Here is a 22,448-nt window from a genome sequence, read left to right on the forward strand (position 1 = left end):
TATGGCAGCTTTTGAGATAGACGAAGTGCTCGATGCGACTGAGGGAAAGCTGATCCTCCAGGGAGCCCAGAAACGAAAAATGCTTCGAGTGCAAACTGATTCGCGGGAGATTAAATCCGGCGATCTGTTTCTGGCCTTGAAAGGGGAGAAATTCGATGGCCATGATTTTGTGAAAACGGCCTGCAAACTTGGAGCCCGAGGAGTGATTGTTGAAGAGGCGCGGGCCGGAGAGATGTTGACGCAGGTGCGTCGGGCTGGCTTGGGTCCCGTCATGGTGGTGGAGGTAAAAAATACTCTGCGAGCCTATCAGGGCTTAGCCAGATATCATCGGTTGCGCTTTTCAATCCCTGTGGTGGCCATTACCGGCAGCAATGGAAAAACCACGACGAAGGAAATGGTGTATCAAGTCCTGGCGACCCGCTGGCGCGTTCATAAAACGCAGGAGAATTTTAATAATGCCATCGGCGTACCCAGGACCCTCCTGGGCCTTCACGCCGGACATCAGGCTGCGGTGATTGAAATGGGGGTGGATCAAGTGGGACAGACCACCCAATTGTGTGACATGACCAGACCGACCGCAGGGGTGATCACCAATGTCGGTCCCGACCATTTGGAATTCTATGGCACGATGGCCAGGTCGGCGATATCGAAGGCTGAATTATTGGATTGGCTTCCTCAAAGTGATGGTGGGGCAATCCTGAATGCGGACGACCGATATTTTGAAAAGTTTTCCCGGAAGGCAAAATGCCCTGTGATCTCATTTGGGTTCTCGGCCCAGGCGGATGTTCGTGCGGCCGACTCGGAATGGAACGGCCGGCGAACGGCATTTCGCCTGTTCTTACCTCATCGTAAATTGGCCAAGCGGGCGAGTGTCCGAATCATGGGCCCGCACAATATTGCGAATGCTCTGGCTGGCGCGGCAGTAGGCTGTGCCATGGGGTTGTCGGGCGATGACATTGTTTCTGGATTACATAAATTTCGCCCAGCTCCGATGCGGTCGGAAATTCGCCGGTGGGGTGGAGTGCTGTATCTCTACGACTGTTATAACGCCAACCCGGCTTCAGTCAAAGTGGCCTTGGAGTCGCTGGTTGGTCTGAATTCCACTCGTAGGACCATAGCCGTATTGGGGGACATGCTTGAGTTGGGTCCTAAAGAAGCTCAGTTTCATCAGGAAATTGGACGCGAGGCGGCAAAACTCCATGTGACCCATTTAATTGCCTGTGGGGCGTTTGGACACAACATGTCCGAAGGTGTTCAAAACGTGCACGGACCCACTCAGGTGTCCGTGGTCAGGGATGCCATGGAAGCCGGAGCCTTGCTGAAAACAATGGTGAAGCGTGGCGATGCCGTGCTCATTAAGGCCTCTCGTGGCGCAAAAATGGAACGGGTGCTCGACGCCGTCCGTCCTGGGTCATAGCCTGCCTGGATCGGGCCGGATGCCATGGCCAAAGGGGTCTCCGATAGTGAAATGTCTACTGAAATGATACATGAGCAACGATATCCGGGCGGAGCCTTCTTTCCCTCTCCCCGAAGAAAGTAAATCCTAATGCTGTATTTATGGCTGTATCCCCTTCATACCGAATTTGCCATCTTCAATGTGTTTCGCTATCTCAGTTTCCGCATTATTTATGCGGCGGTGACCGCCTTCCTGATTGTGTTTTTCCTTGCTCCTCCCATGATCAAAAAATTGCAAACATTGAAACTGGGGCAAAAAATCCGGACTGATGGCCCGCAATCCCATCTTGGAAAATCCGGAACCCCGACGATGGGAGGCCTGCTCATCATCTTTTCGGTGTTGCTCTCAACCGTGTTATGGGCGGATATCACCAATTTCTATGTCTGGTTGGTTCTCTTGTCGCTGGTGGGTTTCGGGCTGATCGGATTTGTGGATGATTACATTAAAATATTACGGGGCCAATCCAAGGGATTAACGGCCACACAAAAAATTGTTGGGCAGGTAGGAGTGGCGTTGGGCATTGGGATGTTTTTTTATCTCTCTCCTGGCTATTCCACGGAACTCAGTGTGCCGTTCTTTAAATCCTTCACTCCGGATTTAGGAGTGCTCTATATCCCCTTTGCCATTCTGGTCATTGTGGGGTGTTCAAATGCGGTGAACCTCACTGACGGGTTGGATGGGCTGGCCGTCGGACCGGTCATTATTTCTTCCATGGCCTATACCGTGGTGGCCTGGGCCGTTGGAAATAAATTGGTTTCAGGATATCTCCTTGTCCCTCATATCGAAGGAGCGGGGGAACTCGCCATTCTGACGGCCTCTATTGTCGGAGCGGGATTGGGTTTTCTCTGGTTTAACACCTATCCGGCATCCGTCTTCATGGGCGATGTGGGATCCTTACCCCTTGGTGCCGCCTTGGGGACGGTGGCAGTGGTGTGCAAGCATGAATTGTTATTGATCCTGGTTGGCGGAGTCTTTGTGATGGAGGCGGTGTCGGTGATTTTTCAGGTGGCATCGTTTAAGTCCAGGGGGAAGCGAATTTTCCTTATGGCGCCGTTGCACCATCATTTTGAATTGAAGGGATGGGAAGAACCCAAAGTGGTTGTGCGTTTGTGGATCATTGCGATCATTTTGGGCCTCTTAAGCATTAGCACATTGAAACTACGCTAATCAGAGGATTGTTGTGGAGCCCTGTGGAGCCATGGAAGCCGTGAAAGTCCCTCCCGTGTTTCCCATTGTGAATTGGCCAAATAAGCGTGTCACGGTGTTTGGTCTCGGACGAAGCGGCAGGGCGGCTGCCGATCTCCTTCTGGACGTTGGCGCAAGGGTGACGATTGTCGAAGAACACACAATTCAGGATTTTGAGTCCACATCGGCCGCATATGGCCTTCGAGGTGCTCAGGTGTTTCGGGGGGATGAAGTCGCCGACGGGTTGAGGGATCTCGAACTCCTGGTCGTCAGTCCAGGAGTCCCCAAGGACCATCGTCTTCTCAATGAGATTGGCCAACGGGGCATCCCCATTATTGGGGAAATGGAATTAGCTGGATGGTTTCTTCGTGCTCCCATCATTGCCGTGACCGGGACCAATGGGAAAAGTACCACGGTACGTCTGATTGGATCGATCCTTCAACAAAGCGGGAAGCGGGCATTTGTGGGCGGAAATCTTGGTATTCCGTTATGCGAGGCGGTGCCCAAGCGCACGAACCCGTCTTCTACGCCCGACTATGAGTACATTGTTGCAGAAGTTTCAAGCTTCCAATTAGAAACTATTCAGCGGTTTCGGCCCTGGATTGCCGCATTGTTAAATGTGACGCCCGATCATCTGGATCGACATCCCACTCAGGAAGACTATCAGGCTGCAAAAGAGCGTATTTTTGAAAACCAGACGATTCAGGATTGGGCGCTGATTAATGCGGACGATCCTGTGGTGAGAACCATGGCCTTGTCGGCACGGTCAGGCATTTGTGAATTCAGTCTCACCAAAAAAGTGGAACAGGGTGTCTATCTCGAAGGAGGCGATATTAAGGCCAGGATGCATGGAGAGGATTTGTTGTTGGCTTCACGCGACGCCCTTCCGATGCGGGGGGACCATAATGTCGCGAATGCCATGGCGGCAATGGGGATCGGACTTCTCTGTGGATGTTCAGCAGAGGATATGGTCCGTGCCCTTCAGACTACCCCGACCTTTGAGCATGCCTTGGAGGTGGTTCGGGAGTGGCAGGGGATCACATTCGTCAATGATTCGAAAGGCACCAATGTGGACGCCACCCTCAAAGCCTTACAGAGCTTTCAGGAACCTTTAATTCTGATTCTTGGTGGAAAAGACAAAGGCGGTGATTTTTCGCAGTTGGTTGACAGAATGACACGGCAGGTTAAGGGAGTGGTGATTATGGGAGAAGCCACTCAAAAAATCCTCAAAGCGTTTGATCAGATCGGACCGCCGGTAGCCCTTGCAACCAGCCTGACGGATGCGGTGTCCCAGGCCGTGGCCTTCGCGTCCAGGGGGGATGTGGTGTTGTTTTCCCCGGCGTGCGCCAGTTTCGATATGTTTCGGAATTATCATCATCGAGGACTTGAATTTAAGCGGGTTGTCGGAGAACTTCAATAAATGGGCATCCCAGCCATCTTGCGGCGTAAAAACTCTCATGTGGATTCCCGGGCATGGGCGGATCTGTTCCCGAGAAATCTGGGTGTCGGCTCCAAGCGGATCGATCCTCTGATTGTGGGAATAACCCTGGCTTTGTCCCTTGGGGGGTTGGTCATGGTGTTTAGTGCCAGTGGAGTCATGGCGGAAAATAAATTTACCAATGCCACCTATTATCTCCAACGACAGATCGTATGGATGGTGCTGGGATTTAGCGTTCTGCTGATCGGGTCCCTGATCGACTATCGCCAGTGGAAGCAATGGATTCCCATGGTTGTCGGAGGATGTGTCGTAGGTTTACTGCTGGTTCTGGCTGTGGGCCCTCAAATAAATGGTGCTCGACGATGGCTTGCACTTGGATTTTTTTCCATTCAACCCACGGAAATGGCCAAGCTGGCTGTTGTGCTGTATCTCGCGGCATTTCTCTCCAATCCTCAACGGCGAGTCACTGATTGGCAACGAGGGTTTCTTCCTCCGGTGGCGATGGTAGGCATGATATGTGGGCTCATTGTCGTCGAGCCGGATTTGGGGAGTACCGTCGTCATCGGTCTGGTATTCGTCGGCATGATGTATCTGGCCGGCGCGCGAATCAGTCACCTGGGGTATTTAGGGGTGCCGATGATTGTGGGTGTGGGCTCTCTCATCTGGATGAGTCCTGAACGATGGGAACGGATGACGACATTTTTAAATCCTTTTGCGGACCGCCAAGGTGCAGGCTACCAACTGGTCCAGTCCATCCTGGCGTTGGAAAATGGGGGATTATTTGGTGTCGGTCTTGGGCAGGGCAAACAAAAATTGATGTTTCTTCCCGAGGGCCATACCGATTTCGTGTTGGCCCTGGTGGGAGAAGAGTTGGGGCTCGTTGGAACCTGCGGCCTTCTGGCTTTGTTTGCCATATTGGTGTGTAAAGGCTTTCGGGTCGCGGCTCTGGCACCAGATTTATTTGGGCGATACCTCGCCTTGGGGATCACCATGCTACTGGGTATTCAGGCTCTGATCAATGCGGGTGTCGTGAGTGGGCTGTTGCCGACCAAAGGTCTCACGCTTCCCCTGGTCAGTTATGGGGGGTCGTCGCTTCTGGTTACGATGTTAGCTCTTGGAATTTTGCTGAGTGTGGCCCGACAGGGACGAGCAGGTCCTTAAGTGAAGAGAATAGTGTAATGCGGGTTGTCATTGCTGCGGGTGGAACGGGAGGTCATATGTTTCCGGCTATCGCGTATGCGAAAGAATTTCAACAGCATGATCCCGGGGGAAGCATTGTGTTTGTCGGAACGGGAAAGTCTTTAGAGGGAGAAATTCTGGGGAAAGAAGGGTTCGGGTTTGAACCGATCACGGTAGAAGGTTTTGTGGGGCGAGGGGTCGTTGGCAGGTTGCGTTCTCTCATTCTGCTCCCGAATTCGTTGTGGCGTGCGGTCAGGATTCTCCGAGGTCACCATGCCGATCTGGTTATTGGGACGGGTGGGTATTTCAGTCCTCCCGTCGTCGTGGCGGCCTGGTTGCTGAACATTCCCAGGGTCTTGCTGGAACCGAATGCCATGCCGGGATTGGCCAATCGCGTATTGGGTCCTTTGGCCGACAGAATTTTTCTGGCTTTTGACAGCGCGAAGCCTTTTTTCTCGTCATCAAAGGTCAAGGTCATTGGTACACCTATTCGAAAGGCTTTTGCATTGGAACGTCCTCCTGTTCCTCCGCAGAAGATCTCACACCTGTTGATTTTTGGCGGGAGCCAAGGGGCGCGGGCGATTAATTCTGCCATGCTGAATGCTGTGGAATGTTCATCCAGGCTGCGGGAGCAGGTGACGATCACCCATCAGACCGGCGCGGACGATTTCGAACGGGTCAAGGCCGGCTATGCACAATTGGGCGTTCAGGTGGATGTCCGCCCTTTTCTCTTTGATATGCCTCAGGAACTTGCCAAAGCGGATCTCATCGTCTGTCGTGCGGGGGCTAGCACATTGGCTGAGTTATCAGCATGTGGAAAAGTCGGAATCCTGATTCCCTTTCCCCAGGCGACACACAATCATCAGGAAATGAATGCCAGGTCCATGGAAGCGGCCGGAGCGGCTCGAGTGCTGCTGCAATCCGACCTCACCGGGCAGCGGCTGGCGGAAGAAATTGAACAATGGATCTCGGATATTCCCCGGTTACAGGAAATGGCTGGACGAAGTTGGGCACTCAGGAAAATCCATGCTACAGAGCAGATGGTGGGTGAATGCCTCTCGCTGGTGGGGCGTCCGGTCGCGTCGTAATACCACAGACATGATGAGGAAATATGTCCACAAGGATGAATACGTAACAGGGTCAAAGTAGAAAGCATTGCGTGAGTATCTTCAATCTTTAATGGGGAGGGACTCTTACAGGGAATGAAGAGCATGTCCTGCGAGGTCAATGTCTGGAATGCCCAGGGTCGTCATGTCATGAGAAAGGCCTATGGTAGCGTTGCGAGTCCGGTAGGCCGAATCGGTATTGAGACCATACGTCCAGACCTACAGACCATGTGTTCACCGCGGTGGATACATCAAGTGACCGTCTCCGGTTATCCTCTCTTCAACTCTGGAAGTCTAAAACATTATGTTTCGAAAAATTCAGCACATTCATTTAGTTGGTATCGGGGGAAGTGGAATGAGTGGCATCGCAGAGGTTCTCCTCACCTTAGGGTATAAGGTGACCGGCTCCGATGTGGGGGTGTCCGACACGATACGCCGGTTAGAGGAATTAGGGGGGACGGTGTTTATCGGGCATAAGGAATCGAATGTGGAAGGAGCGCAAGTGGTGGTGGTGTCCTCGGCCATTGCCGGGTCCAACCCGGAAATTCGTGCGGCCCGGGCCAAGGTGATTCCCGTCATTCCACGAGCGGAAATGCTGGCAGAACTGATGCGATTGAAGTTCGGGATTGCCATTGCCGGGGCTCATGGAAAAACCACCACGACGTCGATGGTCGCCTCGATTCTGGCCCAAGCCGGCCTCGACCCCACATTCGTGATTGGAGGAAAAGTGAATGCCATGGGTACCCATGCGCGATTGGGCAGGAGTGATCTGCTGATTGCGGAAGCTGATGAGAGTGACGGATCGTTTTTGCGGTTATCACCCTCCATCGTGGTCGTCACGAATATCGACCGGGAACACCTCGATCATTACGGGAACATGGAAGGTCTTCAAGAGGCGTTTTTAGAATTCATCAATAAGATTCCTTTTTACGGGGTGGCGATTGTTTGTGCCGATGATCCCTGGATTCGCAAGCTCCTGCCTCGGGTGGTGAAGCGATATCACACGTATGGCATGAGTGATTTTTCGGGTGCGCTGACTTCTGATTTGTATGCGACGGAAATTGAAACCAAATCCATGGGTGTGGAATTCCGGGCGCATTACCGGGACCAAAAACTTGGCCCCTTCCGCATTCGCATTCCGGGTGTGCATAACGTGTCGAATGCATTAGCGGCCATTGGGGTGGCCTTGGAATTGGATGTGCCGGCGGATTTGATCCGGGCAGGGTTGGCGGCCTTTGCAGGGGTTGAACGACGGTTCCAGATTCGTGGAGAAAAAAACGGCATTGTGGTGGTGGACGATTATGGACACCATCCTACGGAAATCCGTGCCACCTTGGCGGCTGCGCGGGCCGCCTGGCAGCGCCCGTTGATCGTCGTGTTTCAGCCCCATCGATTTACCAGAACCAGGGATCTTGCGGACGAGTTTTCCAAGGCGTTCGAACAGGCGGATCGCGTGTATGTCATGGATATCTATCCGGCCGGTGAGACGCCGATTCCCGGAATCAACGGGCAGATGATGGCCGATACCATTCGCGCCTCTGGGCACCCTTCCGTCCAATGGCTCAATCGTGACTCGGGATTGATCTCCAAATTGCGTGAGGAGCTCCGTGATGGCGATGTGCTGTTAACTCTGGGGGCGGGAGATGTTTGGAAAGTCGGAACCGAAGTGTTGGAATCGTTGTAAGCGAGTGTGGTGAGTCATGAATATCGAAGGACGGAGAGGTGAAGACCGGCCGACCAAAATGGACAGCGAAACGGCTTCAACGAGCCGTGCAGCATGTGCAGGGAGAAGTCTGCTGGAACGAACCGTTGGCGCCACTTCTGTCGTTGCAAGTGGGAGGTCCTGCGGATGTGCTGGTCTTTCCCTCGGATGTGGAAGATGTCATTCGCGTGGTCCTAGGGGCTCGAACGGAAGGAATTCCCTTGGTGGTGTTAGGCGGAACAAATGTTGTTGTTCGTGATAAAGGGATTAGAGGCATTGTGATGCAATTGAAACAATTAACCGGGTTGCAGGAGGAAGACGGCCACGTGGTGTATGCCCAGGCGGGTGTGCGGTTGCCCCGGTTGATGCAATTTGCGGTGGGGCATCATTTGTCCGGAATGGAGTGGGCGGCGGGGATTCCCGGAACCGTGGGTGGAGGTGTGGTGATGAATGCCGGAACACGGTTGGGGGAAATGCAGGAGGTCTTGAAAGGCGTCGATTTGGTGAATCTGCGTGGGCATCGCGTACGGATCGAGGCGTCCAACATTTCATTTGCCTATCGGAAGGCGACCCTCCCCAAAGGTATCGTTGTAGGGGCGTGGGTCCAGTTGGCTCTCTCGGTGAAAGAGCAGGTTGAAGCGAAAACCAAAACCTATCTGCAGTACAGGCGGGAGACACAACCGTTAACTCTTCCCAATGCCGGGTCGGTCTTTAAAAACCCGCCTGGAGATTCTGCCGGACGGTTAGTCGAAGCGGCAGGATTAAAGGGCGTGCGGGTTGGTGATGCCGAAGTGTCGACCAAACATGCCAATTTTATTGTGAATAGAGGAACGGCCACCGCTGACCAGGTACTGGCATTGATTCGAAAAGTTCGACAAACCGTGGCGAGGAAATTTGGGGTGCGTCTTCAGCTTGAATGGAAAATTATTGGAGAATCGTAGAGATGCCAGGCTTGATGGTGGTGAAGAAGCGATTCAGTCAGAGTGGAAGGCTTATCACAAGGTGAAAAAACAGGGAATGATGACACAGAAATCTTTGCGAATCGGTGTACTGATGGGTGGATCATCAGCTGAAAGAGAGATTTCGCTCAAGACCGGGCGTTCGATCTGTGATGCGTTGACCCGTCGTGGATATACGGTGATCCCTATTGAAGTCGATGCCTCATTGCCGCATCAGATCCGGGCTAAGAAAATTTCGGTCGCCTTTCTGGCCTTACATGGACCGGGAGGTGAGGATGGCACGGTTCAAGGGATGTTGGAGGTGATGAAGATGCCGTACACCGGATCGGGGGTGAGTGCCAGTGCCGTCTGCATGGACAAGGGATTGACGCGGGTGGTCCTTCAAGCGGCCAAGGTCCCCGTCCCGCCAGGTATGACCTTATCCGGAAAAATGATCCCGGTTCGTCCACCTGCCACATTAGGTTTGCCTATTGTGGTGAAGCCTTGCGCAGAGGGATCGACGTTTGGTGTCTCAATCGTGCGCAAGCCCTCTCAATGGAAACAGGCCTTGCAGAAAGCCTATCAATTTGGAGAGCAGGCGGTGGTGGAGAAATATATTCCCGGCCGGGAAGTGGCGGTGGGCGTCTTTGGCAACGAGGTGTTACCCGGCGTGGAAATCATTGTGCCCGGAGGGTTTTACGATTTTACGGCAAAATATGGAAAAGCTCCAACCCGTTATGTGTGTCCGGCTTCTCTTTCTTCAAAACTGGAAGCTGCTCTTCGTGATTACAGTCTTCGTGCCTATCAGGCGTTAGGGTGTCGAGGTGCTGCTCGAATTGATTTTCGCATTCATACCAACGGACGTCCGTATATCCTCGAGTTAAACACCATCCCCGGCATGACCGAACGGAGTTTGCTCCCCATGGCAGCAGCACAGATCGGGTGGGACTATGATGATCTGGTTGAACGGATATTGCGTGACGCCCTCTTTCCGAAAAAGATGGAGGCGTCTGTCAGGAAAGCCAAGACGACAAGGAAATCTGCGTCATGATAGGAAGAGAATCTTTGAACGCGAAACGGCCTCGAAAAAACCGGCCCCTCAAAAAAATAGGAGGACCGGTGAAAGCGAAAACTTCATCGACCGCCTTGAAGGTCCGGCGTGTCGTGATCGGAGGTGTCCTGGCCTGTCTTATCGTGGTGGTGCTGGTGGGAGGACGACAGGTGATCCGATGGGCCGATGAGTGGACGGAAATCCAACAGATTACTGTTGTGGGTTTGGATCGAGTCACGCGTGATGAAATTCTGACGAGGCTGGATTTGCCGCCACAAACCAGTTTGTTTTCTGTGGATCCGGAACTGCTCGCGACCCGGTTGGATTCCCATCCCTGGATTGGGTCGGTCGCCTTTGAGCGGGTGTTTCCCCATTCCCTGGTAGTCCAGGTGACTGAGCGTCAGCCCGCCGCGGTATTTGGGTCACCAACCGAACCCTATTTTCTGGATGCAGAAGGGTATCTGTTGCCGAAAGGGAAGGCGGTGGCGGGGACGACATTGCCCATTGTTGATGGGGTGACCTCGAAATTTATGACCCAACATGAAGATGAGGGCCATCGACGCGCCAAGCAGGGCATTCACATTGCGGAATTGCTGTCTCAGCAGTTTTCGGGAAGACCACGGATAGATGTGTCTCAGCCTCATACGACGGTCGTGGATCTTCCCAATGTCCGGTTTCAATTCGGTCGTGAGGTAGAGGACCAGTGGCAGCGATTTTTGGTGTTGTATCCCACCGTGAAGGATAAAATTGAAGGTCGGTCGCAAGAAGTGGATTTGCGATTTGCTCAGAAAGTCATTTTTCGCAAGAGGACACTATAGGACATGACCAAAAAAGAACACATCGTCGTGGGACTGGACATCGGAACCACAAAAATTTGTGCAGTGGTGGGGGAAATCCAGGATGATCGCTCCATTCATGTGATCGGGGTGGGCTCCCATCGCTCGAACGGGTTGAGAAAAGGCATGGTCGTCAACATGGAAAGTACCGTGGAATCCATCAAGCGAGCCGTGGAGGAAGCAGAATTGATGTCGGCGGTCCAAATCAATTCCGTGTATACGGGGATTGCAGGAAGCCATATCGGGAGTGAAAGTGCGCAAGGCGTGGTGGCTCTGAAAAAACGGGAAGTGACCAAGGCGGATGTCCGGCGCGCCGTTGATACCGCTCGAGCCTGCGCCGTTCCGGCTCCGGACCGCCAAATTCTTCATGTGCTTCCGCGGGAATTTATTGTGGATGATCAGGAGGGGATTCGCGATCCATTAGGCATTGCAGGATCGCGCTTGGAAGTCGATGTGCATATTGTGACGGGAGCGGTGACCTCAGCGCAAAATCTTATCCGGTGTGTCAGCCGGGCGGGATTGGATGTCGTCGATATTGTGTTGCAACCGTTAGCCTCCAGTGCTGCTGTGCTGACAGCTGAAGAGAAGGACCTGGGAGTCGTGATGGTGGATATCGGAGGCGGAACCACCGATATCGCGATCTTCGTCGAGGGCTGTATCAGGCATTCGGCGGTCCTCCCCATCGGGGGGAGCCATCTCACCGGGGATCTGGCGATGGGCTTAAAAACCGCGCCGGAGGAAGCCGAAAAAATTAAATTGAAATATGGGGTGGCCAGCAGTCTTTTTGTGAATGAGGACGAAGGCATCGAAGTGCCGAGTGTCGGAGGACGGCCGCCGCGGGTTATGCCTCGAGCGTTAGTGGCTCAAATCCTTTCTCCACGGGTGGAAGAAATGTTCGAACTCGTGCTTCGCGAAATCCGTCGTGCCGGGTATGAAGGCATGTTGGTGGCAGGAGGAGTATTGACGGGCGGGACCTCCCTGCTTCCGGGCATGGCCGAGGTGGCGGAACATGTGCTCAACCTTTCGGTGCGGTTAGGTCGGCCAATTGGAGTGGAAGGTCTGCGGGAAATTGTGAGTAACCCGAGCTACTCCACCGCTGTGGGGCTCATTGTCCATTCGGTCAGTCACGAAAATGAGTTTGAACTCGTGGGACCAGGGGCCGGCAAAGGCAAAAAATCCGGACGTTGGGCCGGTGGGGTGGTCGGTAAAATGAAGGGATGGATCATGAACTTTTTTTAATTCATGACAAGAAAGGGGGATCATGTATCCGTGCCTACTTCGTGAGTCAATTTGACCCATTAATCAAATGTCCCCACGGGTTATCAGGGGAGTGGTAGAAAGGAGGAGTCGTATGTTTTCACTGTCTGAGGAGGAGGAGTCTGGCATTAACATCAAAGTTGTGGGTGTCGGAGGAGCCGGATGCAACGCGGTCAACACCATGATTGAAGCCGGCTTAAGCCGGGTAGAATTTGTCGTGGCCAATACCGATCTGCAGGCCCTGGGCCGCTCGCTTGCATCGTATAAAATCCAATTGGGGCCGGAGCGGACGCGGGGTTTGGGGGCAGGTGCCAAGCCTGAGGTTGGAAAAGAGTCGGCATTGGAAAGTGAACACCAAATCCGTGAGGCCCTGGAAGGCGCGGATATGGTATTTGTCACGGCAGGCATGGGAGGTGGCACGGGCACGGGCGGTGCTCCTGTTGCCGCAAAAATTGCCAAAGAGTTGGGAATTCTCACGGTGGGGGTCGTGACCAAACCCTTTCAATATGAAGGAAACCGGCGGACAAGTTTTGCCGAAGAAGGAATCCGTGAATTAAAAAAACACGTGGATTCTCTCTTGATCATCCCCAACCAGAAACTTCTTGGAATGGTTGATAAAAATACTCCGCTTGTGGAAGCGTTCAAAATTGCCGACGATGTGCTGCGTCAGGCCATTCAGGGGATATCGGATGTCATTACCACTCCGGGTTTGGTCAATGTGGATTTTGCCGATGTACGAACTGTCATGGGCTATTCGGGCCGAGCGGTGATGGGGATGGGAACGGGTCGGGGTCCGACGCGAGCCGGCGATGCGGCCAGACAAGCCATTGCCAGTCCCTTACTGGAAGATGGAAGCGTGGAAGGGGCTCGAGGGTTGTTGTTGAATATTACGGGCGGGCCCAATCTCACGTTGCATGAAGTGAACGAAGCGTCCAACATTGCCCGGGAAGCGGCGGATCCTCAGGCCAATATCATTGTTGGCCAGGTCATTAATCCCGACCTGGGGGATGAATTGACTGTGACGGTCATTGCCACCGGATTCGAACAAGCCGAGTCGGTCCTGCGGTTTCCGAGTGCACATCAACCGACTCTCGTGGTAGAGCCTGTTAAAAAACCCGCATTGGTAGCGGTGCCTACTGAAAATGGGGGGAGCAACGGTTCAAACGGATCTGAGGATCTTGACCGCCCCACCTACCTGCGACGACAGACGGCTGCCAGGCCGATTCCGGAAAAGAACGGCCTGTTGGTGGATGATGATTGGGACGTGCCGACGTTTTTACGGAGGAAGGCCGACAACTAATCTCATGAGCGCCGAGAAACGTCCCCTGCCAGTGGGGACCGGAGTATCCGATGACGGATTCACGAGTCATGTGATCCCCGTCCGGCATTTCTTCGGGACCAGGAGTACACCGGCAGGGTTACATACCCATATCCAACTCGGGCACCTTGTGAGTGGGCCGAAGGAATTTCCCGCTATTGTCTCGCTCAAGCAAATCCATAGTACCCGGGTGGTCGTCATCCGACCCCATAGGGGACTGGGGGCATTGGAGCAGACCGAAGGGGACGCGTTAGTCACCAATCAACCTGAGACCCTGGTAGTCGTGCGCACGGCGGATTGTGTCCCTGTGCTGCTGGTTGAGAAGGCCAGGGGCGTCGTTGCGGCCATTCATGCCGGATGGCGTGGCGCAGTGGCCGGCATCGTGGCAGAAACCATTCGGGCTTGTGTGGATGAATTCGGGGCAAAGCCGGAGCACATGCATCTGGCGATCGGTCCCTCTATCGGACCGTGTTGTTACGAAGTCGATGAACAGGTCATTAACCCGTTGCGAAGCCGGTATCCCGCATGGCCCGGGGTGCTTCAAGAAACTCACGAAGGCAAAGGGGTCTTAGACCTCAAGCAACTGATCTATCACCAGATCCGAGCCGGTGGCGTTCCTGACTCTCAGATTGGACGGGTAGACCATTGCACCCATTGTCGGGACGATCTCTTTTATTCCTACAGGCGGGAGGGGCAGGTGAATGGGACCATGTGTAGTGGAATTATGTTGCCTGCCGCATAAGGATTGATCCCGTTTGGGGGAGGAGTGAGACTTCCTATGGTGAGGGGAAGCATCGCTGACCCATCCTGGGCGCTTCGCTCCATCTTGGCCTCCATATCTGGCGGAGTGCAGTAAGGAGAAAACGTCTTCTTCTTAGTCCAGGTAGGGGTTTTATTCTTGTCCGTGACTCAAGCGGCAATCCCGTTTACAATAGAAGTCATATGAAAAGTCACCGGTATTCTCGTTGAAGGATGACCACGTTTCTCACTCCATTACCCATACGATTCAGATGATCAAGGAGAATATCCGGCAGGCCGCCCTTCGTGTCGGGCGAGATCCTTCCGGAGTTCGGCTGGTGGCGGCGACCAAAACCGTTCCCGCGGTCAATTTAGACGAAGCGTATAGGGCTGGCGTACGAATATTTGGAGAAAACCGGCTCCAGGAGGCTCAGGAAAAACGGGAGGTTCTGGGGCCACGGGAAGAATTAGTCTGGCACTTCATTGGTCGGATGCAACGTCGGAAACTCAAAGACCTTGTCGGGAATTTTTCGTTGCTGCATTCTGTGGAAAGTCTGGAACAGGCCGAGAGAATTAATGGCGTGGCTGAAAAGCTCGGGATTCAACAAGCCGTGTTACTGGAAGTGAATGCAGGTGAGGAAGCCAGCAAGGGAGGATTTACCTCACAGGAGGTGGAAGCAAGGATGGAGGACTTAGACCGGCTCCCTCACGTCGAGATTCAGGGACTCATGACGCTTCCGCCCTGGCAGGAAAATCCTGAAGACGTTCGCCCTTATTTTATACAAGTCAGTCGGTTACGAGATCGATTGGCTCGACAGACATGGAGTCGTGTACGGATGACCGAATTGTCCATGGGCATGTCTCATGACTACGAGATTGCGATAGAAGAAGGGGCAACCATGGTTCGGATCGGGACGGCTATTTTTGGAAGTCGAGGGAAAGCGGTTAGTCCCGGCACAGCGGGATGATTCGACTGGTATAGCGGTAAAGGAGAAACATGTTTATTGCAGGAAATATTCTACAGGCGATTGCGACCATCCTGGATACGATTTTATGGATCTTTATGTGGGTCATCATTATTCGAGCCTTGATTTCCTGGGTGAATCCTGATCCCTGGAACCCCATTGTCCAGTTTTTAGAAAGAGTGACGGAGCCGGTCCTTTCTCAAATTCGGCGGCGAGTCGGCATGCTGGGAATGGGATTTGATTTATCTCCGATCATTGCTATCCTTATTATTATGTTTTTCCAAATTGCCGTGGTAGCATCTTTAAAGGATCTTGCCTTCAGAATGCACTAGCCGGTGAGGGGAAAGGAGTCGTGATGAAAATTACACCCTTGGACATCCAGCATAAAGTCTTTGATACCCAATGGCGAGGCTATCACAAGACACAGGTGGACCAATTTCTAGAAGAAATCGCCGAGTCGGTTGAGGAACTCACCAAGGACAACCTGGTGCTCAAGGAGAAATTATCCGGGAAGGATGATGAAGTGGGACAACTCAAACGAGCGGAAACCACCCTGACCAGTACGCTTATTTCCACCCAATCCTTTGTCGATCAACTTAAGCATGGGGCCCAACGGGATGCGGATCTTTTGGTGAAAGAGGCGGAGTTGAAAGCCGAAGAAATTCTGGCGCAAAGTCGGGCCGAACTCGCCGAAATGCGTCGAATGATTTCGACACTCAAACAGCAGCGGGCGCTTGTGTTGGATCGCTTGCGGTTGACCTTGAGCTCCTTCCATCGTTTAGTAGAAATTGAAGAGCGACCGGAGGCCTCGTTTGAAGGAGAAGGCGAGCCGGAAATGAGTGCAGAGCGGGCCTCCCATCGGGAAGCAGGCTAGACGTTTCGATCTCATCATTACATTGTGGATCAGACCGATCCTATCGTGCGTATCCTCCTTGAAGGAATTCACGCGCAGGTGTTTCCGGGTGCGGTCCTGTTCGTTCGTCACCAGGGCTATCTTCGGGTACATCATGCTGTTGGTCTCACCTCCGGTCTTCCTGATGCTCATCCCGTCCAACTTCAGACCATCTACGACCTCGCTTCTCTCACAAAACCTCTAGCAACCGCGTCGGCCATTCTGCTCCTGGTGCAAGATGGACTGCTGGATCTATCAACGTCCATCGACACGTGGCTCCTGGAAACCAGGAACTTTCCATTAGGCCGGGTGCGTCTCAAGGATGTGCTCTCCCATCAAAGCGGTCTCCCGGCATGGCGTCCGTTTTACCAGGCCTTTCCTCCTGCTCTTCCCTCAGATGGCCCATCCCGTCATAAACGAGCCAGGGCATTTCTGGAGGTAATCCTCAAGGAACCGATAGAAGCTGTGGCACACTCCAAAAGCGTCTACAGTGATTTGGGTTATATGGTGCTCGGGTTTATCGTGGAACGGATCACGAATCAATCATTGGCTGATTTTTGTCGGAGTCGGATTTTTGTTCCCTTGCATGCGAGCCCTCTCGGTTATCGAGGGCCGACCGCGGCGGCAACCTTGGACTCATCAATTGCTGGGTGCGCACCCACTGAACAGGATTCATGGCGTGGGCGTCTTCTGCAGGGTGAGGTGCATGATGAAAATGCGTTCGCGCTTGGGGGCATTGCCGGACACGCGGGACTTTTTGGAACAGCCGAAGCAGTAGGGCAGATCACCCACGTCTGGCTGGAAGGGTACAAAGGCAACCCCGGGTTATTCGATCCTCACCTGGTCAAACAGTTTGTGACAGCCCAACCTGGAACCAGTTGGGCCTTAGGCTGGGATACGCCCTCTCAACCCTCTTCCTCCGGCCAGTGGTTTTCCCCGGAATCATTTGGCCATCTGGGGTTTACGGGCACGAGTATCTGGATCGACCCCATTCGTGACTTGGAAGTTATTTTTCTTTCCAATCGTGTTCATCCCACCCGAAACAATCAAGCCATCAAAGCCTTTCGTCCCAAACTTCATGATGCGATTATTCAGGGATTGGGGTAATACTTGCCGGGTTTCGGCCCGGCAGCCGAGCCACTTTTGTTTCGGCAAAAGTAGCCAAAACCAGTGACGCCCTGCCTGGCTGGATCGGATAGGGCGATCGCGAGCTTTCGGAGGGCGGGCCAACTCGCAGGGCTCAAACAAGGCCCGCCAGGGGATGAGAGCGGTCGCCCTGGGCCAGTCAGAAGGCGTCGTTGAAAAGGTGGTGGAGGGTTGCAGGGATTGGGGTGTACTCCATGAATGGTTGTATCGTCCCTCCAAATATATTCCGACGTGTTCGAGCACAATATTCTACTCACTGGAATAATTGGCATATTTGGGCATTGCCGGGTTTCGGCCCGGCAGCCGAGCCACTTTTGTTTCGGCAAAAGTAGCCAAAACCAATGACGCCCAGTTCGGCCTCATCAGATTAAGCGGACGCGAGAAATAGGAGGGCGGACCAACTCGCTCCGCTCAAACAAGGTCCGCCAATGTTTGAAGAGCGTCCGCCCATAGGGTCGAACAGCAGGCGTCAGTGAAAAGGAAGTAAGGTAATCATGCTGACAATGATGCTTTGGAAGTTTTTTTGAATGGCTAGACCTGAATTAAGCCTCGTCCGAATATATGCGATGGTTTGGCATTATTCATTGTCAAAATAGTCGGAATCCAGTTTTTTGACCTCGTACTGTCCGACTGTTGAAACCCCGACATTATGTTCGGCCATCAGCTTGGAAAGATGCTCCCCATCAATCAGAATGATTTTTGAATCGATAACCGAGGCATATTCTTTTGCTTCTTTTGTAAAAGATGATGTGGTAATGAATACACCTTTTCGGGCACGTTGTCCCTGTAACGCCCCAGCAAATTTTTGAATTTCAGGACGACCAACCACACCTTCCCACCGTTTGGCTTGAATGTATATGACATCCAGCCCCAGACGGTCTTCGTTGATAATGCCATCTATGCCACCATCGCCGCTCTTGCCGAGAGCTCTACCCGCATCTTGTCGGTTGCCGCCATATCCCATTTTTACGAGTAGATCCACTACCACACGCTCAAAGAATGACGGAGACGCTTCTTTAACAGAGCTCAGTATTTCAGACTCAAGAGCTGAACTGAGTTTATTGTATGCAGATGCCAGGGCGTCTTCTGGGGTGAGGGTTGATTCCTGTTCAAATGAGTGCACTATTTCTGATTCATTTTCGCTTTTTTCCTTTTTCCGGTTTCTAAATTCGATAAATTCGGGATATTTCTCAAGGGTAGATGCATTTATTCTTGGTGGATTGGTTGCAAGTAAATCCGTGCCTTTTGGTGTGATGGTAAAAAATCCGCGTTTAGGAGATGCGAGCAAGCCAGCCTGTTTCAGGTAAGAGCGTGCCCAGCCTACTCGATTATTAAAAACGGCCTGACTCCCACTGGGAAGAAGTTCGTTTCTTTCTCCTGTTGTAAGGTGAAATTCATCAGCTAGCTCTTCGACCGCCTGGCTGAATTTGTGTTCCTTGCCATCCGATGCCAGCTTTAAAACCGGAAGCATGAGTGTTTGGTAATCTGGAATTGCCATGAATCTTAGCTTTCCTTTTTTAATATAACGTCGGTATTAAGCCGATCCGCAAATCGGTTTCGGCTTCCACAGATTCCTCTCAGCTAGGTTTCCTTAGGCAGTCTTTGAGGCCGAAGAACATATTTTCATTTGATAGAGGGATATTAAAGATTCAATCGCACTGTTCATGGAACAGCGGACAGCGAGTACCCGCCTATTCCGAAGGACATTAACTCCAACTAATTCCCTGGGATAGCTGTGTGGATAATTTTAGTCAACTGAAGGTCTAAGTCAAATGATTGGCCTTTACGAGGGTTGCCGGGTTTCGGCCCGGCAGCCGAGCTACTTTTGTTTCGGCAAAAGTAGCCAAAACCAATGACACCCAGCCTGGCCACATCAGATAGGGCGAACGCAAGAATTTGGAGGGCGGGCTAACTCGCTCTGCTCAAACAAAGCCCCCCAGGGGAGGAGAGCGTCCGCCCTTGGCCAGTCAGCAGGCGCCAGGGAAAAGGAGGATTGGAGTATTCGAACGACTTCGATCGTTTGGTGCCAACGAGGGTGCTCATGCCGACAGTAATGCTTTGGAAAATATCCTACAACTAAATGATGTGACCATTAAGGAAATTTCAGGAAATTCTTAGATACAGTTCGGTTTGCGCCTTTAGGAGATTCAAATGCGTCATCCAGTTCCGAAGTTGTCCAACTGGGCACGCTGAATTATAGGACGACCTTCGTTTGGTCCTGCGTCCCTGTGGCTCGACCTCCCATTATATTCTATCTTTCAACTAAGTCACTTATATTCTCCACCACCCCTATGGGGAGAGGATTTTGGTGAGTGGGAAAGGCCTATTTGAAAATTAAAACACTATAAGAAGGGTGAGAAACACTTGATGTCCTCTTTATTTGATCCCGAAATGGTGATGGGATTCCCAGTCTTACCGATTGGGCCGAATCGTTTGGTGATGAGAGTCTTCTCATGCAGAGGATAAATAGTTTAGCCGAGAGTCCAACGCCCTGATTCAGCGGCGACGCGTAGCGCGGTCCTCTGTAACCGGTTGTTAGCCACTTGTCGTCTTCAGTATTGCCTGTAGTTCCTCAATACTGAGCAGTTGCTCTTGACGATGAAGCATCGCATGGCAATTAGGACATACGGGTCGAAGATCATTGAAGGGGTCCAGCTCGTATTCGCCGTCGGTGAGTGAAAGGGGCTTTAGATGGTGCACATGGATAAAGTTCTCACCAAGGACACCATACCTTGCCCCAAAGTTGAAGCCGCATACGGCACAATTGCATCCATGCTTCTTCAGGCAAGCCTTTCGAGCACGAGGATCACGTTCATAGGCATTCACTCTGACTTGTCTTCTGGCGCCTTCGACGTATTGGTGCCCCGGTTCCAACTCATCGGGGAATAGGCGTTCACGAGTAGCGCGACGAGCGGCGCTTGCTTTTCCATACTCGCCCAGCCGCTCAGTCGCGACCGCGAGCTCTGCGTCGGTGAAGAGAGTGCGAAACTTGGGTTGGAGTATGATCGCTTCGAGGGTGAGATCAGGTCGGCCTGCTTCGAGGAGCGCGTCGAGTCCCGCGCGTTGACCAGCATTGCGTGGAGCCATCATCCGCTTCGCCGTCGATAGTCCGCCGTTTCGCCTGACGGCCTGAAGAAACCGCCGTCCCCAGTAGCCGACCTCTTTCCCGGCGCGTTGGTAGCCATTGATGAGTGCCGTAGTCAGTTCGTCTTCGAGATTCATGGTTTATGCTTCTCGGATGACTAAGAATGATCATGCGGATCCGAACAAGATGCGAAGCTTCGATTTCCTGTCGTTAAAACATGCCATCAGTTTCCCCGAAGCATGCGCGATAATCCGAGCATTTTCTGGCATTTGCTGTTCATGCATCCAGTTATTACGGCATTTCTTTGCTCATCGTTCAACAACGCATCTCTTGGTGGGTTTAAAGCGGGTCTCGTGGATGGCGAATACACGCTTATCCCGAAGAACGCCAATTCACTTGAAAATGTTCCAGATTAGCTGTGCAGATAATTTTAGACAACTGAAAAACTAAGTCAAATGAGTGACATACACCAGTATTGCCGGGTTTCGGCCCGGCAGCCGAGCTACTTTTGTTTCGGCAAAAGTAGCCAAAACCAATGACGCCCAGCCTGGCCACTGGGGAGGGCGAACGCGAGAATTTGGAGGGCGGGCTAACTCGCTCTGCTCAAACAAGGCCCGCCAGGGGATGAGAGCGTTCGCCCTGGGCCAGTCAGCAGGCCTCAGCAGGTAAAGCACAGGCGATGCAAATGCGTGACCCAGGGCCAAATTTGCTTGACCAGCCACTCGCTGATCGTTCAGATAAGCGTCAAATGGTATTGGGTATTTGTGGCTTGATCTCTTGCTTTAGCAAGAACCAATTTACAATCCGGTTATGTGATCAGATTTTTTGTCGATTTATCATCGTCAATGCCTAACGGGGCCGGAGCGCGGAGGCGTCCGCACAATTGGCTTGTCAGGCATCGCTTTGACCTTCTTCCAAATCGGCAAGTAGTGTGTCCCACCAGCCTTCTCTTATAAATCCTTTACTAAGAAGTTCTTGATGTATCTCTGGCAATACGTCCGATAGAGTTCTTCCGCTAATGCTTGCCTCTGCTGTGACCCTTTGCCAGATTTCGAGTTCTTCCGGTGATCTGTCTCGCGGTGCAAACACAATAGCTCTCGCTTCGCATAGGCGCTCCCAAGCAATTTGGCGCCAATCTACATTTCGGGGCAGGTGGCAAATGACCTGAGCTCCGCTTTCATGGCAGTCTGAATACACAGCACGTTGCTTTTGTGATTCTAGCTGGTCGGGCGTCGGCCCTTGGTTGGCGACTTGCTGTTGTATTGCTTTTCCCAAGTTTGGAAATTCGACTCGGATTCGAGATTGAATTGCCAAATTAAGGGGCTCAGTCTTGGGTCGGTGATTCCTATATTTTCGCCACAGTTTTGCCAAATCTGGAGGTTGGGCAAGAAGGATAGCCTGTAGGAGTGGCAGTTTCCCGGCTTCTTCGATTGCAAGTATAGAAAGTGGAATGCTATGTCCGAATCGTTTCAATTCGAAGAGGATTTCTGCTGACTCTAACAAGTCGATGGAATTTAACCTGGCAGCCTGCATCGCGGCTGCTGCTTGTGCCGCATCTAGTGGGCCGTTGTAGCGAGTCGGTTCCATCTAGCTCCTACGTTGCGATGCCTAACAATGTTTAGATGGATCGGCATTAGAGCCGGATTTTCTATTTTTTGTCCGTATAACATGTCTTCGGTTTTTCCAGACATGCAGGATAATCCCTGAAACTTCAGTCAGTTGCTGTCCCTTTGTTCATTTATCACGGCATATATATATGGGGATCTGCATAATGGCAGATTTGATCGAGCGGCGCGATTAGCGACAATCTTTGCCGCACCGATCAAGTTAAAAACCAACTCGTGCTTCAGCCCAACGACATGTTCGATTGCGCCCCATCTATGATTTTATTTTTCCGTACCAATACTCTCCGCCCGGGGTATATACCTCGAGCTTGTCACCTGCTTTTACTTTCCCGTAAAAGTATTCGTTGTTTCGATCGTAAAATTCGAACTTTCCATCAGGCTTCAGTTTTCCGTAGTAGTAGTCATTGTTTCTGTCATACAACTCGATATTTCCATCGTCTTTGATCTTGCCATAATAGTAATTGTTCTGTGGATCATAGAGCTCAAATTTTCTCTCCATAGTGTTTCCTTTCAATCTCAGAAGCAGCGACT

General features: G+C 52.3%; 20 protein-coding genes. 16 read left to right on the top strand and 4 right to left on the bottom strand.

Features of this window, described 5'->3' with window-relative positions:
• Window position 1 precedes the first annotated feature (1 nt).
• The 16 genes from ACWHYD_RS02205 to ACWHYD_RS02280 all read left to right on the top strand — a co-directional run bounded on the left by ACWHYD_RS02205 (window position 2) and on the right by ACWHYD_RS02280 (window position 17,168).
• Complete coding sequence (locus tag ACWHYD_RS02205; RefSeq protein WP_447964310.1) at window positions 2–1,417, top strand: UDP-N-acetylmuramoyl-tripeptide--D-alanyl-D-alanine ligase; 1,416 nt, start codon at window positions 2–4, stop codon at window positions 1,415–1,417.
• Between the two features lie 129 nt (window positions 1,418–1,546).
• On the top strand, window positions 1,547–2,623 hold the full coding sequence (mraY, locus tag ACWHYD_RS02210; protein WP_447964311.1) for a phospho-N-acetylmuramoyl-pentapeptide-transferase: 1,077 nt from the start codon (window positions 1,547–1,549) through the stop codon (window positions 2,621–2,623).
• A gap of 31 nt (window positions 2,624–2,654) precedes the next feature.
• A complete protein-coding gene (gene murD / locus ACWHYD_RS02215) occupies window positions 2,655–4,061 on the top strand; it encodes a UDP-N-acetylmuramoyl-L-alanine--D-glutamate ligase (protein WP_447964312.1) in 1,407 nt (468 codons plus the stop codon).
• On the top strand, window positions 4,062–5,240 hold the full coding sequence (gene ftsW / locus ACWHYD_RS02220; protein ID WP_447964313.1) for a putative lipid II flippase FtsW: 1,179 nt from the start codon (window positions 4,062–4,064) through the stop codon (window positions 5,238–5,240).
• Between the two features lie 17 nt (window positions 5,241–5,257).
• Window positions 5,258–6,346 carry an undecaprenyldiphospho-muramoylpentapeptide beta-N-acetylglucosaminyltransferase gene (gene murG / locus ACWHYD_RS02225; protein ID WP_447964314.1) on the top strand — a complete coding sequence of 363 codons (1,089 nt, stop codon included), beginning with the start codon at window positions 5,258–5,260 and terminating at the stop codon, window positions 6,344–6,346.
• A 322-nt stretch (window positions 6,347–6,668) separates the two neighbouring features.
• Window positions 6,669–8,048, top strand: a complete 1,380-nt coding sequence (gene murC, locus ACWHYD_RS02230) for a UDP-N-acetylmuramate--L-alanine ligase (RefSeq protein ID WP_447964315.1) — start codon at window positions 6,669–6,671, stop codon at window positions 8,046–8,048.
• Between the two features lie 38 nt (window positions 8,049–8,086).
• Complete coding sequence (gene murB / locus ACWHYD_RS02235) at window positions 8,087–9,007, top strand: UDP-N-acetylmuramate dehydrogenase (protein WP_447964316.1); 921 nt, start codon at window positions 8,087–8,089, stop codon at window positions 9,005–9,007.
• On the top strand, window positions 8,994–10,055 hold the full coding sequence (locus ACWHYD_RS02240; RefSeq protein WP_447964317.1) for a D-alanine--D-alanine ligase family protein: 1,062 nt from the start codon (window positions 8,994–8,996) through the stop codon (window positions 10,053–10,055). The genes murB and ACWHYD_RS02240 overlap by 14 nt, the downstream gene beginning before the upstream one ends.
• A 68-nt stretch (window positions 10,056–10,123) precedes the next feature.
• Window positions 10,124–10,873, top strand: coding sequence for a cell division protein FtsQ/DivIB (locus tag ACWHYD_RS02245; RefSeq protein WP_447964318.1), 750 nt, complete (start codon window positions 10,124–10,126; stop codon window positions 10,871–10,873).
• Window positions 10,874–10,876: 3 nt separating this feature from the next.
• Window positions 10,877–12,130, top strand: coding sequence for a cell division protein FtsA (gene ftsA, locus ACWHYD_RS02250; protein WP_447964319.1), 1,254 nt, complete (start codon window positions 10,877–10,879; stop codon window positions 12,128–12,130).
• 112 nt (window positions 12,131–12,242) lie between these two features.
• Window positions 12,243–13,448 carry a cell division protein FtsZ gene (gene ftsZ / locus ACWHYD_RS02255; protein WP_447964320.1) on the top strand — a complete coding sequence of 402 codons (1,206 nt, stop codon included), beginning with the start codon at window positions 12,243–12,245 and terminating at the stop codon, window positions 13,446–13,448.
• Window positions 13,449–13,452: 4 nt separating this feature from the next.
• Window positions 13,453–14,208, top strand: coding sequence for a peptidoglycan editing factor PgeF (gene pgeF, locus ACWHYD_RS02260; RefSeq protein WP_447964321.1), 756 nt, complete (start codon window positions 13,453–13,455; stop codon window positions 14,206–14,208).
• Between the two features lie 223 nt (window positions 14,209–14,431).
• A complete protein-coding gene (locus ACWHYD_RS02265; protein WP_447964322.1) occupies window positions 14,432–15,172 on the top strand; it encodes a YggS family pyridoxal phosphate-dependent enzyme in 741 nt (246 codons plus the stop codon).
• A gap of 29 nt (window positions 15,173–15,201) precedes the next feature.
• On the top strand, window positions 15,202–15,501 hold the full coding sequence (locus ACWHYD_RS02270) for a YggT family protein (protein WP_447964323.1): 300 nt from the start codon (window positions 15,202–15,204) through the stop codon (window positions 15,499–15,501).
• A 23-nt stretch (window positions 15,502–15,524) separates the two neighbouring features.
• On the top strand, window positions 15,525–16,043 hold the full coding sequence (locus ACWHYD_RS02275) for a DivIVA domain-containing protein (protein WP_447964324.1): 519 nt from the start codon (window positions 15,525–15,527) through the stop codon (window positions 16,041–16,043).
• 24 nt (window positions 16,044–16,067) lie between these two features.
• Window positions 16,068–17,168 (top strand): serine hydrolase domain-containing protein, encoded by a 1,101-nt coding sequence (locus ACWHYD_RS02280; RefSeq protein ID WP_447964325.1) that lies wholly within the window; start codon window positions 16,068–16,070, stop codon window positions 17,166–17,168.
• Window positions 17,169–17,784: 616 nt separating this feature from the next.
• Here ACWHYD_RS02280 and ACWHYD_RS02285 read toward each other — a convergent pair.
• The 4 genes from ACWHYD_RS02285 to ACWHYD_RS02300 form a co-directional block, all read right to left on the bottom strand.
• Window positions 17,785–18,705, bottom strand: coding sequence for a restriction endonuclease (locus ACWHYD_RS02285; protein WP_447964326.1), 921 nt, complete (start codon window positions 18,703–18,705; stop codon window positions 17,785–17,787).
• 1,037 nt (window positions 18,706–19,742) lie between these two features.
• Window positions 19,743–20,429 carry an HNH endonuclease gene (locus tag ACWHYD_RS02290; RefSeq protein ID WP_447964327.1) on the bottom strand — a complete coding sequence of 229 codons (687 nt, stop codon included), beginning with the start codon at window positions 20,427–20,429 and terminating at the stop codon, window positions 19,743–19,745.
• Window positions 20,430–21,183: 754 nt separating this feature from the next.
• Window positions 21,184–21,879, bottom strand: a complete 696-nt coding sequence (locus ACWHYD_RS02295) for an AbiV family abortive infection protein (protein WP_447964328.1) — start codon at window positions 21,877–21,879, stop codon at window positions 21,184–21,186.
• 291 nt (window positions 21,880–22,170) lie between these two features.
• Entirely contained in the window at window positions 22,171–22,416 is a 246-nt protein-coding gene (locus tag ACWHYD_RS02300; protein WP_447964329.1) for a hypothetical protein, read from the bottom strand.
• Window positions 22,417–22,448 lie beyond the last annotated feature (32 nt).

This window comes from Nitrospira sp. Ecomares 2.1 (assembly GCF_965152585.1).

Bases quoted from the DNA above. Each gene is read 5' to 3' on its own strand.
- ACWHYD_RS02205 (WP_447964310.1), top strand. From the start codon at position 2: ATGGCAGCTTTTGAGATAGACGAAGTGCTCGATGCGACTGAGGGAAAG.
- mraY (WP_447964311.1), top strand. From the start codon at position 1,547: ATGCTGTATTTATGGCTGTATCCCCTTCATACCGAATTTGCCATCTTC.
- murD (WP_447964312.1), top strand. From the start codon at position 2,655: ATGGAAGCCGTGAAAGTCCCTCCCGTGTTTCCCATTGTGAATTGGCCA.
- ftsW (WP_447964313.1), top strand. From the start codon at position 4,062: ATGGGCATCCCAGCCATCTTGCGGCGTAAAAACTCTCATGTGGATTCC.
- murG (WP_447964314.1), top strand. From the start codon at position 5,258: ATGCGGGTTGTCATTGCTGCGGGTGGAACGGGAGGTCATATGTTTCCG.
- murC (WP_447964315.1), top strand. From the start codon at position 6,669: ATGTTTCGAAAAATTCAGCACATTCATTTAGTTGGTATCGGGGGAAGT.
- ftsA (WP_447964319.1), top strand. From the start codon at position 10,877: ATGACCAAAAAAGAACACATCGTCGTGGGACTGGACATCGGAACCACA.
- ftsZ (WP_447964320.1), top strand. From the start codon at position 12,243: ATGTTTTCACTGTCTGAGGAGGAGGAGTCTGGCATTAACATCAAAGTT.
- pgeF (WP_447964321.1), top strand. From the start codon at position 13,453: ATGAGCGCCGAGAAACGTCCCCTGCCAGTGGGGACCGGAGTATCCGAT.
- ACWHYD_RS02270 (WP_447964323.1), top strand. From the start codon at position 15,202: ATGTTTATTGCAGGAAATATTCTACAGGCGATTGCGACCATCCTGGAT.
- ACWHYD_RS02275 (WP_447964324.1), top strand. From the start codon at position 15,525: ATGAAAATTACACCCTTGGACATCCAGCATAAAGTCTTTGATACCCAA.
- ACWHYD_RS02285 (WP_447964326.1), bottom strand. From the start codon at position 18,705: ATGGCAATTCCAGATTACCAAACACTCATGCTTCCGGTTTTAAAGCTG.
- ACWHYD_RS02290 (WP_447964327.1), bottom strand. From the start codon at position 20,429: ATGAATCTCGAAGACGAACTGACTACGGCACTCATCAATGGCTACCAA.
- ACWHYD_RS02295 (WP_447964328.1), bottom strand. From the start codon at position 21,879: ATGGAACCGACTCGCTACAACGGCCCACTAGATGCGGCACAAGCAGCA.
- ACWHYD_RS02300 (WP_447964329.1), bottom strand. From the start codon at position 22,416: ATGGAGAGAAAATTTGAGCTCTATGATCCACAGAACAATTACTATTAT.